At 51.3% G+C, this 16,258-nt stretch carries 17 protein-coding genes; all 17 read left to right on the forward strand.

Annotated elements, in window-relative coordinates:
- The first annotated feature begins 103 nt into the window (after positions 1 to 103).
- Complete coding sequence (locus RC54_RS21900) at positions 104 to 973, forward strand: tyrosine-type recombinase/integrase (RefSeq protein ID WP_082803207.1); 870 nt, start codon at positions 104 to 106, stop codon at positions 971 to 973.
- 186 nt (positions 974 to 1,159) lie between these two features.
- Positions 1,160 to 1,549: a TIR domain-containing protein gene (locus tag RC54_RS21905; RefSeq protein ID WP_061790574.1), complete on the forward strand. Its 390-nt coding sequence runs from the start codon at positions 1,160 to 1,162 to the stop codon at positions 1,547 to 1,549.
- A gap of 2 nt (positions 1,550 to 1,551) precedes the next feature.
- A complete protein-coding gene (locus RC54_RS25930; RefSeq protein WP_255221015.1) occupies positions 1,552 to 1,833 on the forward strand; it encodes a caspase family protein in 282 nt (93 codons plus the stop codon).
- The gene (locus RC54_RS21910) at positions 1,757 to 2,542 is read left to right on the forward strand and encodes a caspase family protein (protein ID WP_255221016.1); all 786 of its coding nucleotides are present in this window, start codon (positions 1,757 to 1,759) and stop codon (positions 2,540 to 2,542) included. Before RC54_RS25930 ends, RC54_RS21910 begins: the two co-directional genes overlap by 77 nt.
- A gap of 1 nt (position 2,543) precedes the next feature.
- Positions 2,544 to 3,209 (forward strand): hypothetical protein, encoded by a 666-nt coding sequence (locus tag RC54_RS25495; protein WP_156481348.1) that lies wholly within the window; start codon positions 2,544 to 2,546, stop codon positions 3,207 to 3,209.
- Between the two features lie 1,098 nt (positions 3,210 to 4,307).
- Entirely contained in the window at positions 4,308 to 5,555 is a 1,248-nt protein-coding gene (locus RC54_RS21920) for an AAA family ATPase (RefSeq protein ID WP_061790576.1), read from the forward strand.
- Between the two features lie 169 nt (positions 5,556 to 5,724).
- Positions 5,725 to 6,959 (forward strand): IS3 family transposase gene (locus RC54_RS21925; RefSeq protein ID WP_123020437.1). Its coding sequence is split into 2 segments (ribosomal slippage): positions 5,725 to 6,085 and positions 6,085 to 6,959, totalling 1,236 coding nucleotides; the frame shifts between segments, so codons are not numbered across the junction.
- A gap of 2 nt (positions 6,960 to 6,961) precedes the next feature.
- On the forward strand, positions 6,962 to 7,504 hold the full coding sequence (locus RC54_RS21930; protein ID WP_123020489.1) for an RloB family protein: 543 nt from the start codon (positions 6,962 to 6,964) through the stop codon (positions 7,502 to 7,504).
- Between the two features lie 347 nt (positions 7,505 to 7,851).
- Positions 7,852 to 8,259 carry a PAAR domain-containing protein gene (locus tag RC54_RS21935; RefSeq protein WP_082803186.1) on the forward strand — a complete coding sequence of 136 codons (408 nt, stop codon included), beginning with the start codon at positions 7,852 to 7,854 and terminating at the stop codon, positions 8,257 to 8,259.
- Positions 8,256 to 8,759: a DUF4123 domain-containing protein gene (locus tag RC54_RS21940; protein ID WP_061790380.1), complete on the forward strand. Its 504-nt coding sequence runs from the start codon at positions 8,256 to 8,258 to the stop codon at positions 8,757 to 8,759. The genes RC54_RS21935 and RC54_RS21940 overlap by 4 nt, the downstream gene beginning before the upstream one ends.
- Positions 8,743 to 9,117, forward strand: a complete 375-nt coding sequence (locus RC54_RS21945) for a hypothetical protein (protein ID WP_241821224.1) — start codon at positions 8,743 to 8,745, stop codon at positions 9,115 to 9,117. Before RC54_RS21940 ends, RC54_RS21945 begins: the two co-directional genes overlap by 17 nt.
- The gene (locus RC54_RS25820) at positions 9,111 to 9,689 is read left to right on the forward strand and encodes a Tox-REase-5 domain-containing protein (RefSeq protein ID WP_244216399.1); all 579 of its coding nucleotides are present in this window, start codon (positions 9,111 to 9,113) and stop codon (positions 9,687 to 9,689) included. Before RC54_RS21945 ends, RC54_RS25820 begins: the two co-directional genes overlap by 7 nt.
- Positions 9,690 to 9,694: 5 nt before the next feature.
- Positions 9,695 to 10,417, forward strand: coding sequence for an immunity 52 family protein (locus RC54_RS21955; RefSeq protein WP_061790377.1), 723 nt, complete (start codon positions 9,695 to 9,697; stop codon positions 10,415 to 10,417).
- Positions 10,418 to 10,977: 560 nt separating this feature from the next.
- Complete coding sequence (locus RC54_RS25500; RefSeq protein WP_156425878.1) at positions 10,978 to 11,199, forward strand: hypothetical protein; 222 nt, start codon at positions 10,978 to 10,980, stop codon at positions 11,197 to 11,199.
- Positions 11,200 to 12,005: 806 nt separating this feature from the next.
- Positions 12,006 to 15,149, forward strand: coding sequence for a type I polyketide synthase (locus RC54_RS21965; protein WP_061790376.1), 3,144 nt, complete (start codon positions 12,006 to 12,008; stop codon positions 15,147 to 15,149).
- A gap of 14 nt (positions 15,150 to 15,163) precedes the next feature.
- Positions 15,164 to 15,607 carry an ABC transporter permease gene (locus RC54_RS25580; RefSeq protein ID WP_341867355.1) on the forward strand — a complete coding sequence of 148 codons (444 nt, stop codon included), beginning with the start codon at positions 15,164 to 15,166 and terminating at the stop codon, positions 15,605 to 15,607.
- Positions 15,604 to 16,254 carry an ABC transporter ATP-binding protein gene (locus tag RC54_RS21975; protein WP_058896925.1) on the forward strand — a complete coding sequence of 217 codons (651 nt, stop codon included), beginning with the start codon at positions 15,604 to 15,606 and terminating at the stop codon, positions 16,252 to 16,254. The genes RC54_RS25580 and RC54_RS21975 overlap by 4 nt, the downstream gene beginning before the upstream one ends.
- The last annotated feature ends 4 nt before the right edge of the window (positions 16,255 to 16,258 follow it).

Below are 16,258 nucleotides of genomic sequence, written 5' to 3' on the forward strand. Positions count from 1 at the left end.
ATTTCTCGCCAAGTGAGATTAATATTCGACGCTTCTTTACACAGAGAGGAAATATGTGGTGGCTACGCCGGTTACATGGGGAGATGCGGAGGAGCGTTGGAAGATGGAACGCTCTCATAAAGCATCGATGTTTTCTGATGAATCTATTTTCCGATGGTTGCGCCCTAATCTGGCTCATGTGCCTTTAGTTGATATCGACATCGACGTAGTGGGGGCGTTACGAGATCGGAAATCGCGTACTGGTGTACGTCCCGCCACGATCAATCGTATGCTCTCGCTATTGCGCGCCGTTCTGAATGCCGCTCATCGTGAATGGGGATGGATAGAGGAGCCGCCCTTTATTCGATTGCTTTCCGAGCCACGTTCGCGCATTCGATTTTTGTCCCGCGATGAGGCAGTGAAGCTGCTCCATGAACTTCCCGAACATCTGTCCGATATGGCCGCCTTTAGCCTTGCAACTGGGCTGCGTAAAACGAACGTCACCTGTCTCGAATGGTCGCAGGTTGATATGCGACGGAAGGTTGCATGGGTTCACCATGATGAAATGAAGAATCGACGCGCTCTGGCCGTACCACTAAATCAAGATGCGCTAGCGATTCTCGCATCACGGCTTAAGCGGCATCCAAGATTCGTCTTCACGTACCATGGCGAGCGCATCCAACAGACTTCCACCGCTGCATGGTACAAGGCCCTCAAGCGCTGTCGCATAGAAAATTTCAGATGGCATGACTTGCGTCATACATGGGCTAGCTGGCACGTACAAGGCGGGACGCCGCTGCATGTCCTCCAAGAGCTAGGGGGCTGGCGAACTTACAATATGGTTTTGCGCTACGCTCATTTTTCTGCGGAGCATCTAGCTCCCTACGCAAGAAACTTACGCGCTTTAGTCAGTAGTCCGCGTTTGGTTGATCCTGCTCCGTCGCCATCACGGCAATTGGATAGTGCTGGGGTGGTTAATACGGGGATTCCGTGAGCACACTTTGATGCGGACGCCTGCAACCTGAGCTTTAAGCCAACGCTCAGAAAATACTAAACACCCCAGTTTCCTAACGTAACTAGTTTTCCTATGGCAACGGTTTTTACAGCTTAACTATATAGCCATAAATTTTCTGAAATATGCTAATGTTTTGAGGCCTAAAGACAATAAGGAAAACAAAAAATGACAAAGAAAAAGGTCTTCATAAGCTTTGATTATGATCATGACGAAGTGTTGAAAAACTTTTTGGTTGGCCAGTCGAAACTTCAGGATAGCCCATTCGAATTAGCTGACTGGTCAATAAAGGAACATATCGATGGCAACTGGAAAGAAAAGGCTCGGACGCGCATTAGATCAGTTGACGTTGTGGCTGTAATGTGCGGACAACATACTGATTCGGCTACAGGGGTTAGCGCTGAACTTACTATTGCAAAAGAGGAAGGCGTGCCTTATTTCCTTCTCGCGGGTTACGCCGATAAGCAAAACGTGCGTCCGAAATCTGCGTCTTCAAGCGATAAGATGTACAACTGGACATGGCCTAACTTAAAAACACTTATTGGGGGCGGGCGCTAAGCATGAAGAAGGCGCTTGTTGTCGGTATTGATGCCTATCCCACTTCGCCTTTGTCGGGTTGTGTCAATGATGCCGTTTCATTTGCAAGCACTTTGGAGAAAAATGGCGACGGGTCACCTAACTTTTCTATTCGATTATTGACCAGTAACGATACTGAGGTTTCCTCTTCCCTGTTAAGTCGCGAGGTTCGTTCGTTGTTTACGGGCGATGCTGACACTGCTCTATTTTTTTTTCGCAGGGCACGGAATAATCAACCCAGATACCAACGCTGGTTATATTGTTAGCCAGAATGGTATCAGCGGCGCTTGGGGCCTTTCACTGGGTGAGGTTTTGGGGTTGGCGAATGCGGCTTATCCTCGAATCCGCTCGACCGTGATTATTCTTGATAGTTGTCATTCAGGTTTTGTAGGCGAGGTATCTGCACTTGGACACTCGCAAGTGTCTGCCATTGGTAGCGGAGTTACTATTCTTACTGCTTGCCATAGAGAACAGTTTGCGGCGGAGTCTGGAGGCAGAGGGGTCTTCACGGATATATTGCTAGATGGTCTAAGTGGCAGTTCAGCTGATATATGCGGACGGATAACGCCGGCATCGCTATATTCACATGTAGATCAGACGCTTGGTCCTTGGGAACAAAGGCCTATTTATAAAGCTAATGTGCAGAGTTTTGTCAGCTTGCGCCAGGTAGACCCAAAGATCCCTTTAGAAACCCTGAGACGGTTAGTTGATTATTTTCCCGATCCAACGAGTGTGTTTTCGCTTGACCCGTCTTTTGAGCCTGATCGCCAGAATGTTCCTGCGGAATATCATGAAATTCCGGTTAATCAGGAACATGTGCGTATCTTTAAAGAACTTCAGCTTTGCAATCGCTTCGGTTTAGTTACGCCGGTCGATGCGGAGCATATGTACTACGCCGCAATTAACTCAACTGGTTGCAGGTTAACGGCTTTGGGCGCGCACTACCGTAAGCTCGCAGAAATGAAGCGAATCTGATATGCGGCGATGGAAAGCAAAAAGGTTCGTAAGCTCCGGAATCGAATTCGTTCCTAGTGAGGACGCTAAGGCTTACTACGATAAATATTGGTCTGAAGCGCAGACTAGATTGAGGTCAAGTTCAGACAATTTTGATAAATCGATTTTGACTTATTCGAGTAGCGGATTAGCTGTATCGCTTGCATTTTTGAAGGATTTTGTAAGTGTCAGCACTGCTATTTTTCCGGCGCTACTTTATTTTTCTTGGTTGTTATTCGTTTTAGCTACTAGCCTGACTATCTCATCTTTTTTGATCAGCTATAGGGAACAAGAAATTTGTGTGGAGTTTGCAGAGCAATATTTTTTATTGGGTCGAGAGGAATGCCGAAATAGGGCTACTTGGAGAAGTACCTTTATTAAATATTCGAATATTATTTCAGGAGTATCGTTTGTTTTAGCACTTGTCGCGACAGCAGGGTTCGTGACGTTAAATTTACATCAGGGAAAAGATATGGCTACTAAAGGTAGATTCACCCAAGACGGGATGCCGAGTGCGTCAATGCAGAAAGTACCTAGTACCGGAGGAAATGATCGCGGCATGCCTCCCGCGTCAATGCCATCAGTTCCCAGCTCGACGCCAGCTCTTCCATCATCTGGAAATGGAGGTGCCAGCAAGGCACCAGCCTAGGGGTGGTGAGAAATCGAAGCGTTGCACGTCTTTTTAACAACGAGTATCAATAAGGGGGAAATAGACCATGGCATTGTATAAAAACGGTAGTCTATTGAAACAGACCGACGATAAGGCTTTTGACGCTCTACATAATCCGGGACATGCTGCTCCTCACCCCGGAATTTACCGATGTATTGCATGTGGGGATGAGATTGCTATCGCAGGGGGCCACGTTTTGCCTCCGCAAAATCACGCTCAGCACAGCCCATCGCAGGGGCAGATTAAGTGGCAACTATTGGTTTACCCCGTGCAGAGGAAGTGATCTTAACTATGTGAAAGTGCCCCCAGATATTGGGGGCATTTTTTCTTGCATAAGGCTCCCGCAATCTTTAATGGGCGTGTGTGCTTGTACATGCTCAGGGCAATCTGTAGTTGGTCAATCCGTTGACATTTTTCACGCAGCCTTGCATGATATTTCCCACAGTTAATTTTCGTAAGGAGCGGGAAAATGAACCATTTCGCAGTCGGATTAATTTCGTTGGGTTGTGCGTTGCTTCTAACTGTGGCGTGTTATCTCGGCTATTTGGTGCGTTGCGCAGGTAGTTGGCTGATGGGAAAACCTCAGCCTACGGATCGTATATTTGCCATTATGGCAATTTTTGCAGTGATAGGATTTCTTGCTGGAAGCTTCATTCAACCACAATGGGATAAAGGTGCTGAGTGTCGGCTATCCGGTCAGTCGCTTGTTCATTGTTTCTTCGTTAGATAGTTCTTTTTAGACGTCGACGACAAATAAGCCCCGGTAACTCCGGGGCTTTTTTGATCTGCGTATTGTATGAAGGCAAACAGGCTTGCTCACCGTGAAAGTATGTACCGGAATAGTAATGAACTGTACGGCTACCGCAGTCTTTATCGAGGCTGCGATTGGCAAATCTACTCCCGTGAGATTGCAAAAAGATCACTATTTAGACGGTGCGTAAAGAGCAAAGGGAACTCCCTGTATCAAAATCGTACCTAGCGTAACGCAGCACCGAATTAAATGCAGAAATTCTGCATTTAAAGTATAAAATATTGCTCAACGTTACATCTAACTCCCTTGACCTGCAGGTTTTTGACATGTTGATAGAATTCTCCGTAAAAAACTTCTTGTCTTTTCGGGAGAAGCAGACCTTTTCTATGGTCGCAGCTCCCCGACTTCAGAAGCGGGAAAATACTTTTGCGCCCGATTTGGCTGGGGAAAAATTTCCGCGCCTGTTGAAGGTCGCGGCCATTTATGGCCCTAATGCTTCTGGCAAGAGTAACCTTCTTGCCGCGATGCTCTGCATTGGCGTCATTGCAGGTAGGGAGCCTGAGGCCGAACCTCCTCCACTGCCAGTAAAGCCGTTTAGGTTTGACGGGCAATTGTCGAATGACCCAAGTGAGTTTGAAGTTCACTTCATTAAAAATCGTCTTCGCTACCACTTCACTTTAGCGGCAACTGGTGAACGTATCATTCGAGAAAGCTTGACCGCCTACCCTGGCGGTAAAGAGAAGCTGTTATATGATCGTCGATATGATGGGCATAGGGATATTTACCGGCTTGGTGAACTGGAGGGCGAAGCAGCTCTTCACTCACTGTGGCAGCAATTAACTGGCCCAAAAACGCTATTCATTTCCCGCGCTGCGGCGAATAGTAATACTGAGCTTCAGCAGCTAAGCGAGCCTTTCATATGGCTGCGTAGAGGATTGTTCTCTTTGGGAAGCGATCTAAGCATGTTTATAAAGGCGTCACAGGCGATTGCTCGGCAAAAGGCGTCGTATAACGGGGATGTATCGAACTTCTTGCGTTCGTTAGATATACCTGTGAAGCAGATAAGGTTTGAAGGTGGAGATGAAGAGTTCGACTTCTCCACGATTCAAAAAATGACTAAATCTTTGAGTCACGAGGTTAAAACTACCCTAACCCACACCACTCGGCTCGGGGATGCCGATTTTGATTTGTCAGAAGAGTCAGATGGCACTAGAAGCCTTATCGGCTTTTATTTACCATGGCGTGTAATGAAGGCAGCTCCCTCTGAAGCAGTTTTCAGCGCTCTGCTAGTAGACGAATTGGATAGGAGCTTGCACCCGGAAATTGTTAGATCTTTGATTGAGCAACACATAAAGTCTGATAATCCGGCACAGCTTATTTTTACAACTCATGATACTCATCTGATGGATACAAAATTGCTGCGCCGAGACCAATTTTGGCTGACAGAACGTGACCATAATGGGGCGACGCTCTTGTCTTCAATTCATGAATTTGAAGGTCGGGATTCTGAAGACATAGAGAAAAGATACTTTGCCGGCAGGTATCGCTCCCTACCTATCATTTCACGGGATTAAACATGCCCTCAGCAAGCTCGTTTACTAGAAAAGGGCCAAATAGAAAGCCACTTCCAACTGTACTGGTCATATGCGAGGATAGTAAGTCCGCAAAGAGGTACCTTGATTCGGTGGAATAGCCCCTTGAATCTCAGGACACGAAGACTCTCTTAAAATAGAGGACAGTCTTATGACCAGTTTTACGACTAGGCAAACCGTGGACCATATCGAGATTCTGACCGAGCCGGAGCGTCGCAGAAGACGCACGCCCCAAGAGAAAATAGCCATCGTCCAGGAGACCTTGGCTCCTGGAGCTTCCGTATCAGCCGTTGCCAGGCGACACGGGGTGAACGCGAACCAGGTGTTTGGTTGGCGCAAGCAGTACCAGGAAGGCAGTCTGACCGCCGTCAAGGCTGGCGAGACGGTAGTGCCGGCCTCGGAGCTGGCCGCGGCCATCAAGGAAATCAAAGAACTGCAGCGGCTGTTGGGCAAGAAGAGCATGGAGAACGAGATTCTGCGCGAGGCCGTCGAATGGGGCCGGTCAAAAAACCTGATTGCGCGCTCGCCCTTGCTGCCGGAGGACGACCAATGAAAGTGGTTTGTGACGTTCTCGGTGTGGCGCGCTCTGCAGTGGCAGTAAAACGAGCCCGGAGCCCGGAATGGCGAGATGGCCGCAGTGTTCGCAAAGTCGACGACAGCGGCTTGCTCGAAGAGATTGAACTGCATGTTGCGAGCTTGCCGAGCTATGGCTATCGCCGCATCTGGGCTTTGCTGCGACGTAGCCGGGAATCCCTGGGCCAGGCGTGCGTGAACCATAAGCGGGTCTATCGCGTCATGCGAGAGCACGAGTTGCTGCTGCGCCGCCCTGGTGTGAGACGTGACAATCGACGCCACGATGGTAGCGTAGCGGTCAAGCAAAGTAATGCGCGCTGGTGTTCGGACGGCTTCGAATTCCGTTGCGATGACGGGTCTGCATTGCGAGTGACGTTTGCGCTGGATTGTTGTGACCGTGAGGCCATCAGCTGGGCGGCCACTACCGGTGGGCATAGCGGGGATGTCGTGCGCGACGTGATGCTGGCTGCCGTAGAGCAGCGGTTTGGGAGCACGCAGACTCCAGAGGTGATTGAATGGCTCAGCGACAACGGCTCTGCCTACATCGACCATCGCACACGCAGCTTCGCGCGCGAGCTGGGACTGGAGCCCTTGACCACGCCCGTGCGCTCGCCACAGAGTAACGGCATGGCGGAGCGGTTCGTAAAAACGATGAAACATGATTACATCGCCTTCATGGACAAGCCCGATGTGCCCACGGCGCTCACACATCTGGCCTCTGCCTTCGAGCAATACAATGAGCACCATCCGCACAAGGCCCTGAAATACCGCTCGCCTCGCGAGTTCAGACGGGCTGCAGCATCACTAACTTAACGATGTCTGAGTGTCCTGAATTGCGGGGGCAACTACATTCGGCGACCCTATATTTTCGCGTAAATGTTCGTGTTCAGGTGGTGCATTCGGGCCATACAGATCCAATTGGTATTATTCGCTTTGGTCTGAAGAATGTTGCGAAATACGATCGGATATTTTGTGTGATCGACCGCGATAGTCACGAGACCTTCAATGAGGCTATTAGGGAGGCTGAAGGGCATAAGACATTAAGCGTAATTGCTTCCTTTCCTTGCTTTGAGTTCTGGTATTTACTTCATCATGAGCTTTCTAACCGGCCGTATAAAAGCGCCGGAAAGAAGTCATCCGGCGACTTTCTGTTAGAGCATCTTCGTTCGTTCAAGGAAATGGCTGCATACGACAAGGGGAGCAACGTAGACTTGTTCACTCTTCTTTTGCCTCTATTTCCAGATGCAAGAAAAAACGCGGAGAGGGTTTTAAAAAATGCGCTGGAAATTGATGAATTAAATCCAAGCACACAAGTTCATCTTTTAATGGACTTTTTTGAGGAGCTGGCAAAGAGTTAACTTAGTTTTCGTGATCCATTAGTGGGTAATTGAATGTGATTCTTTTAAACAAAAGCCCTGGTAAAAATCCGGGGCTTTTGTTTAAAAAATTGATGTGCGCTATTGGGTATATCTGGTCTTCCAATACTATTCCGGTAAGGCAATCGATAGTCGGATTGAAAAGCTTACTGTCGGTGCTGTTGCGCTCTTACTGATGCGAAAAATTGCTAACTATAAATTCCGCTAAGTTTTAAATAAAGTCCTTACGGCCTTCCCGCTAAATGGGAACAAAGACGATCATTTCTGTTCAAATCTGACTCAATATGACGCTCGCTCCTTGAGTCGTCACTAACGCTGCAGAGGGGATAATGAGCCGTCCATTCATTACCGTGGGAGACAGGACTAGTCACGGCGGCACCGTGATCAGTGGTGATTTGTCTTTCGTAATTCATGGCAAGGCCGTCGCTTGTGTAGGAGACATGACCTTCTGCCCTCGTTGTAAAGGTTTTTTCGCCATTACCTCCGGCGCTGAAGACATGAGCAGCAACGGTAAGGCCCCTGCGCGTGAGGGAGATCGAACTGCATGCGGGGCTATCCTGCTTTCTTCACAGTCGGTTACTACTCATGCTGTAGAAAAACATGACACTTCCGAAGCAAGTGCCGTCTCCTCTTTTTTCGGCTCATTTAAATCCCCTGCCGCCGACGAATCAGGTATCTGCTTGAGCTGCCTGATGAATTCTGCGAAGTCCGGAGCGACTATGATCGTGCGCGAATGATTTCCGAGCTTCACGCCCGTTTAATAAAATTGGGTTTCCCTAGTATGCGTTTGCATGCCCTTGTTGACGGCTTGCAGTATCAGGAGTTCGTCGAGGGTGAAGCGCTGGAAAATTGCCAGGGAACACTTGCTCTATTCCGTGGAACCGTGGACGAGGCATTGGCAGATGCTGGACCTTGGCTGATTGATGTCGAAACAGCGAATTTAAATCTGCTCAAGGGTATTGAACAGCTTGAATATATTGCCCATGCGGTGACATGGATCATCTCACCACTAGGCACTGAAGCCCTTGCTGCAAGGCTCAGACTTCGTCTTGATGTGCAGCTTCCCGACGGGCGTACGGCCATGCTAAGGTTTTGGGACCCGCGTGTTCTGGCCACCATTGCACAAACCATGGATGATAACCAGCGCCGTCAATTCTTTAACGATATCGTTGAGTGGCATTTTCTGCTCAATGGTCGCCGCGTCCACATCGGCCGTCATCATGCTGACACTCACTGAAGATCAATATAAAAAATTCCTCGCTAGCGATATTCAGAATTTCATCGCTGCTGTTGCCGATGAATTTCTTTCTGAACGTGAAGATATGCTCGGCAATCCAGGGCGTAGCGAGGTTATCTTGCGTATGCAATCTGCATACGACAATGGCCTTAATCTCGGATTCACGTCTACAGGACACCTCATTTACATGATGTACATGTCTGCTGACTACCCAAAGTTATTTGAACGCCCAGAGACACAACGCTATCTGAATAAATCCGGCGGCTCCCCTGAACAGCGTCTGGATGAAATGAAATCCGTGTTGCGGCATTTAGGCAGTACGGTTAAGCAACGAGAAGAGAGGAGCCGAGAATGGTAGCCTTACCAGCGATTCCATTAGTTGGGGAAGTTCTCACGTGGCTCGGTCTGGGTGCGGCTGGTGTTGGAACCGCTGCCATCCTAGAACGCAATAACCGCGCAGAGCAAGCTCAAAACTCGGAATTATCAAAAGCGGAGGTTACAACGCTGTCGAAAGAGAAGTGCAGAGACTGTCCGCCAATAAATGGTTTCCTTTCACATCCTAATCACAGTATGTCTGATATCTCTCGAGCTTATCAGGCGCGCGTTACCGGTTATGCACCGGGAACTGAATGGAATTACGAGAACCGGGATTTTGATGGCTTTCAACCAGAAAAATGCTTGCTTCAAGAGGCCAAATCGCAGTACACAAACTTTTTTGATGATGAGGCACTAGAGCCCAAACTCTGGTACGTACTTAGTGGCAAATACGAAAAATTGATGAATCAAGCTAGAGCACAGCATCGCATTGTCAGTATGAGTTTTCCGGCTGCGCTGAACTGGTATTTCATGGAAAAAACTATGTACCTTGTTATGAAGGGTGCATTTGCACGGGATGAGCTAATCCGCATCAATTCAATTTATATGCCCTAATACCTATGGACATCCATTTTTCTTATCGCTACGACCAAAATATTCTTCCGGATGTCGCTACTCAGTTGCAATCACTATGGCGCACGGCAGTTTTGTTAGATCAAGTAGGCGTACCTATTGCCGATTGGTGCCCGCCCGCAGACACCCCGGAAAATTCATTGCGAAACAAAGCATTCGAGGACCATGGTCCATCTAAAGCTGCATTAGCCATTTTCAAAGAGAAAGACAAAGACCGCGACGAGATGGATGTTCGCTCGATGGTCATTTGGAACGGGCTTCTAGAGGAAGGCTCCATTTTGATGAGTCACACTTTGGTCGTACGTGACTATCCCTCTAAATCTTCGTTTAGCCTGCGTTTTAAGTCTGTTCCAGCGCTAACAGAAAAGTCACGAATGATTACGGTGATCAAGGGGTTGTTAGAGATTTGGCCTGCGCCCTTTATTTCAGTCAGCGATCCTCGCTACGATGTCATACATAAAGTATTTGATGACCGACCGGGCGTTGGCTGGATGCTCTATCTTCCCAAAGTAATTAATGCTTCTCAGCTTCCTGAAGCGCAGGAGTTGATTCACGTTGAGGACAGCACTGGGAAGCAAAAAGGGACTATCGTCGTTAGTATCTTGGACGAGCCCTTTTCAGTTCAAAACGAGGAGCACATCAAGGTTGCTACCTCCATTGAAATAAGGCTCGTTGAGCAGGATTTGCTCCCTCGCCGTAGTGAAATGTAATTCTCGGCAACGTACTCACTTGCTTTCGGCTTTAAGCAGTGTGCGTTCTCAAAAATAAAAAAAATGCCCCGATGAAAATTCGGGGCTTTTCTTTTCTGGAAACATCAGTGGAAAGGCTAGTGGGCATATCTGGTCTTCCAATTCTTTTTTCTGCTATTCCGATAAGGTAGTAGAAGATCGGATTGAAAATCCTTGTGTCGGTGGTTCGATTCCGCCACGGGCCACCAAAGATTCAGCAGAATTAGCAGCCACACTTTCGAGTGTTGGTGCTTTTTTATTTCCTCTGCTGCTCGTGCCATCAAGGCGAGCATTTCCCCAGGCTCAATCCCCGCCTCATCTGCAATCTTTAACGCTGTCTTCGCGTCTGGAATGCGCCCTTGTTTTACGTACCCATGCAACGTTCGGTGTACCTGCCTGAGCATGAAGCAGGCGGCGAATAAATTCGCGGTGGATCTGTTGCATCCCGAATCTCGACGAAACATGGAGTGGAACCGATTCTATTTTCTTTCCACTTAATTCAGCAGTAAATTCATTTCAACTTGATTTCAAGGAGATTTACTATGCCGATCGATAACTATTCATGGAATACGTTGCATCAAAGTGGAGCCTCGAATAAGGAGCTTTGGAAGTTGGAACGAGAAATAACTAGAGATGGCGTAAGGCCGAAAGATGTTGATGATGCAGTAAAAAATGGTGCCACCCTTAGCGACATCAAGGACGCACTACACGAACGGGAGAATCGGCACAAAAAAGAAGCTCTAGGCGAAATTTCGAATGGTTAGGCTCATACAGCTCACCTCTTTTTGAATAAGGCCAAGTACGATTTAGCCCCCCCCCCCCGGAAGTGATGCTTTTTTTTTGTGAAAAATAGATGCACGCCTTAATGGTCATGTCGGTGGCTCAATTTCGCCTAGGTCTACCAATAATGTCCCAAGAAAAACGCCAACCGGTGATGGTTGGCGTTTTTCATTTCAACGCCGAAATTCTTTGGCTCCGATCTATTCCCGGCGCTACCTCTCCCTGCCGCACCTCAACAGCCCCTGCTGCACATGACGCAAAGAAACTGCGCAAACAAAAAAATCGACCACGCAAATCTCGAATTACCTCTAAGCGCAGGTATGAGAACTCAGTTTTTTAATCAGTCTGATTGCGGATTACATGAATGATATCGCCCTGCAAACAGGCGATAACTATATCTCTGGACAACACTTATATGAACATCACTTCTGCCTCGAATAAGGTTGGCAATAGGCATTGCCACCTTTTTCTTCACTTCCTCCGAAGCATTTCCACAGCTTCGCAGCGCTACTGCTGACTAGGCGCACAGGATCAGAAAATTCACTAAAAAATTTTCGAGACATTCAGCTACTACCGAAAAAAAACGAATATCCATCACAACTTTTCCCCTATCTCTCCTCATATACCAAAGCCAATCCATAATCCGGCACAACAAAAAGCAAGTCCAGCAAAACAATCGTTTCCTGAATGGAACCGGTGTTCCCTCCCGCAAGAAAATGAACATGCCTGACGCCGATCACTGCGTCGCGCATCTCGCTTTGCGCGTGTGGGGCGGACGCATGACGACGATATGATTCCGGCCGAAAACGACACCCAGCATATTCCCCGCGATGCAGCACCTACGCAGCCCACAGGGAAAGACCAAGAACGACAGGCAATAGCAATCATCGGCCTGGCATTTCGCTTTCCCGGCGATCTGGCCGACGAAGATAGCCTGTGGTCCGCCTTGAGCGAGGGACGGGATATGGTGACGCACCTACCCGCCGAGCGCTTTGCAACGGATGAACTGGCACACCCTGAGCGTCCCGAGGCTGGCCGCAGTGTGAACTTCTCTGCCGGGGTACTCTCGGGCATCGATCAATTCGATGCGGCATTCTTTGGTATCTCGCCACGCGAGGCGGCTTGGCTCGATCCCCAGCAGCGCCTGCTGCTAGAGCTCTCCTGGGAAGCCATGGAAAATGCCGGCAAGCCACCGTCCAGCCTGGCTGGAACCGACTGCGCTGTCTATGTTGGCATCTCCAGCCTGGACTATGGCACGCGAGGCCTGGATGACCTGGCCTCGTTGTCGGCCCATACGATGACGGGCAATACCCTCAGTCTGGCGGCCAACCGACTGTCCTATTTCTTTGACCTGCGTGGCCCATCGTTGGCAGTCGATACCGCCTGTTCGTCTTCACTGTTCGCCCTGCATCACGCCTGCCGCTGCTTGCAGCATGGCGAGGCCAAGGTCGCCCTGGTCGGCGGTGTCAATCTGCTGCTGCATCCCTATCCTTTCGTCGGCTTCACCAAGGCATCGATGTTGTCCGCTGACGGTCGCTGCAAGGTTTTCGATGCCGCGGGAAACGGCTACGTGCGCGCCGAAGGCGGCGCGGTATTGCTGCTCAAGCCGCTGCGTCAGGCGCAGCGCGACGGTGACTGCATCCACGCCGTGATCCTGGCAAGCGGTATCAATTCAGATGGCAAGCGCAAGACCGGCATCACCATCCCGAGCCAAGCAGGACAAGCAGAGCTGATGCGATCGGTATTAAAGCAAAGTGGCTTGCGCGGCGCGGACATCGACTTCATTGAGGCACATGGCACCGGCACCATGGTCGGCGATCCCGTCGAAGCTGCCGCCATCGGCGAAGTCTACGGTGGCCAGCGGGCGGCTCCTCTGCCCATCGGTTCGATCAAGGCCAACCTGGGGCATCTGGAGGCAGCCTCCGGCATGGCGAGTCTGGTCAAGACCGTACTGGCACTCAAACGACGTGCCTTGCCACCGCAGATCCAATTGCACGAGGCGCATCCAAGCATCGATCTGGAGGCGTTGAATCTGCGCTGCCATACCAGCCCTTTCCCGCTGTCCAAGGAAGGGCCATTGTTGGCAGGCGTCAATTCTTTCGGCTTCGGTGGAGCAAACGCACATGTCCTGTTGTGTGAATATCACGCAGACGTGTCTACGGATTGCCGCACGACTCCCGCATCACCTCCCCCCTTGTTCTTGAGCGCCGCCAATGAAGCCGCCTTGCGCGCCTTGGCAGGACGCTACCAGCGTCTACTGGACAAGCATACTGCCGGGCTGGACTTCTACGATCTGGCCTGGAGCGCAGCCTATCGGCGCAACCGCCTGCCATCCCGACTGGCGCTGTACTGCGAGGATGGAAAGAAGGCGGCCACAGCACTGGCGGCGTTTGCACAGGGTCAGCCGCATGAGGCGATAGTGCAAGAACAAGGTCTGCCGCAGAAAGGCAGAGTCGCCTTCGTCTATACCGGCAACGGCGCCCAATGGACAGGAATGGCACTGCGCCTGATGCACGAGTCCTCCCGATTCGCCGTATCCATGGCCGATCTCGATGCCCGGATGGCAGCCGTCGCCGGATTTTCCATACTGGAGCAATTACAGGCTGACGCGCACTCGTCACGCCTGGACGATACCGAAGTCGCACAGCCATTGATCTTCGCCATCCAGGTGGCGCTCACGCAGTGGCTGGCCGCGCAGCACGTCATCCCCGATGTGGTATGCGGTCACAGCGTCGGCGAGGTAGCCGCGGCCTGGGCCTGCGGGATGCTCGATATGGATGCGGCGATTCGCCTCATCGTCGCGCGTAGCCGAGCCCAGGGCATGACACGTGGCAGCGGTCGGATGGCAGCGGTTGGTTTGTCAGTCACTGCGTTGGAGCAACTGCTGGGAGAGATGGTGGAGCCGCTTGACCTGGAAATTGCAGCAATCAACAGCGCTGACAATCTGACGGTCTCTGGCCGGCTCGCCGATCTGGAACGTCTACAAGCACGTCTAAACGAGCGCAATCAATTCTTCCGCCTGCTAGACCTGGACTATGCCTTCCACAGTCGATACATGGAGCCCGCACGCGAGGCGTTGTTGACTCAGCTTGGCGACTGGACATCAGGTACTGCCACGCGAGCCATGTTCATTTCCACAGTCAGCGGCACGCGCAGCCTTGGCCCTGAACTGGATGCCCATTACTGGTGGCGCAACGTGCGCGAGCCGGTACGTTTGAGCGACGCTGTGAGCGAAATGGCCCGGCAAGGCTGCCACATCTTGGTCGAAATCGGCCCCCATGCCATCCTGCAGCGCTATCTGCGCGACTGCCTCCAAAGTAACGACATCAAGGGCAGGATATTGCCTACCCTGCGCCGTCATGCGGACGGCATCACGGCACTCACCGACACCGTATTGCGCATACAGTTGCTCGCCGAGCAGCCCGACCTCTCTGCCCACTTTCCAATGCCGGGCCGGCCCGTGAATCTGCCCAACTATCCGTGGCAGCGCGAGTCATTCTGGCATCCAAGCACCAATGAATCTGGGCGTGCGATCACGTCCCGGCGTACCCACCCCTTGCTGGGCTGGTCCCTGCCGCGTAGTAGCCATTGCTGGGAAAACGTAGTCGATCCCTGTACCTTACCCTGGCTGGCCGACCACCGCGTCGGCGGCGCCATCGTCTTTCCTGGTGCGGCCTACCTGGAAATGGCGCTGGCCGCCGCCAGCCAATGGTCACCCGGCCAATGCCTGAGCTGCGAGCAGATCGACATCCTCGCGCCGATGGTCTTCGACGGCAACCACGCGCGCACGCTTCGCTTCGAACTGGACGAACACGATGGCAGCTTCCAGATAAAAAGCCGACCTCGGCTGAGCGAACCAATCGCTGCGCCAAGGCGATCGAACCCAACCTCGGACTACTACATCATCGCAACGTCAAGATCATCGATCTGCTGATCACCCGAGTCCTGCTGGAGCTGGTAGGAGGTACAACCTCCTTCGTCCTGCTTGCCTTGATCTTCTTCCTGGTCGACACCATGCCTCTGCCGGAAGACCTGCTGACGGTCCTGCTGGGCTGGCTGTTACTGGGATGGCTGGCGCTGGCACTGGGCTTCATCGTGGGTGCCCTGTCGGAGCGCTCAGATACCTTCGAAAGGATCTGGCAGGTCGCCAATTATCTGCTGTTTCCTATCTCCGGTGCCGTCTACATGGTCGACTGGCTACCACGCTTCCTGCAAGAGGTCGTGCTGCTGCTGCCCATGGTCCATGGGGTCGAGATGATTCGTCATGGATATTGGGGCGGTCTGTTGCCTACCCACGAGAACCCGGCCTACCTGGTCGCTTGCAATCTGGTGTTGACATTGATGGGACTGGCGCTGGTCCGAGCCTCGGAAAACAAGGTCGAACTGGAATGATCAAGCTCAACCAAGTCAGCAAATCCTACTTCACGCGACACGGCGAGCGCCTGATCCTGGACTCGGTAGAGGCCACTGTGCAGCGCGGTGAAAAAGTCGGCGTACTGGGCCGCAACGGCGCTGGCAAGTCAACCCTGATCCGACTTCTGGGGGGCGTCGAGCATCCTTCTTCCGGCAGCATCGTGCGGCGCATGAACATCTCCTGGCCCCTGGCCTTCGGCGGTGCCTTCCAGGGCAGCCTGTCGGGACTGGATAACTTCCGCTTTATTTGCCGCATCTATGGCCTCTCTCACCACGACAGGCTGGCGCAGGTGGAAGACTTTGCCGAATTGGGCCACTACCTGCGCGAGCCGGTGAAAACTTACTCGACCGGGATGCGTGCAAGGCTGGCATTTGCCATCTCGATGGCCGTGGAGTTCGACTGCTTCCTGATCGATGAAGTCATCACGGTCGGAGACGCGCGTTTCCAGACCAAGTGCCGGCATGAGCTGTTCGAGAAACGGCGGGACCGCAGTTTTGTCATCGTCTCGCACGAGGTACACAACATCCGCGATTACTGCGAGCGTGTTTTGGTCCTGCACGACCGGAAGCTGCTGGCCTTTTCCGAAGTCGACGCGGCCATCGATTTTTATCAGGAACATTGTTGAATAG

Origin of the sequence: Herbaspirillum rubrisubalbicans, assembly GCF_003719195.1 — a bacterium.
Taxonomy (GTDB): domain Bacteria; phylum Pseudomonadota; class Gammaproteobacteria; order Burkholderiales; family Burkholderiaceae_D; genus Herbaspirillum; species Herbaspirillum rubrisubalbicans.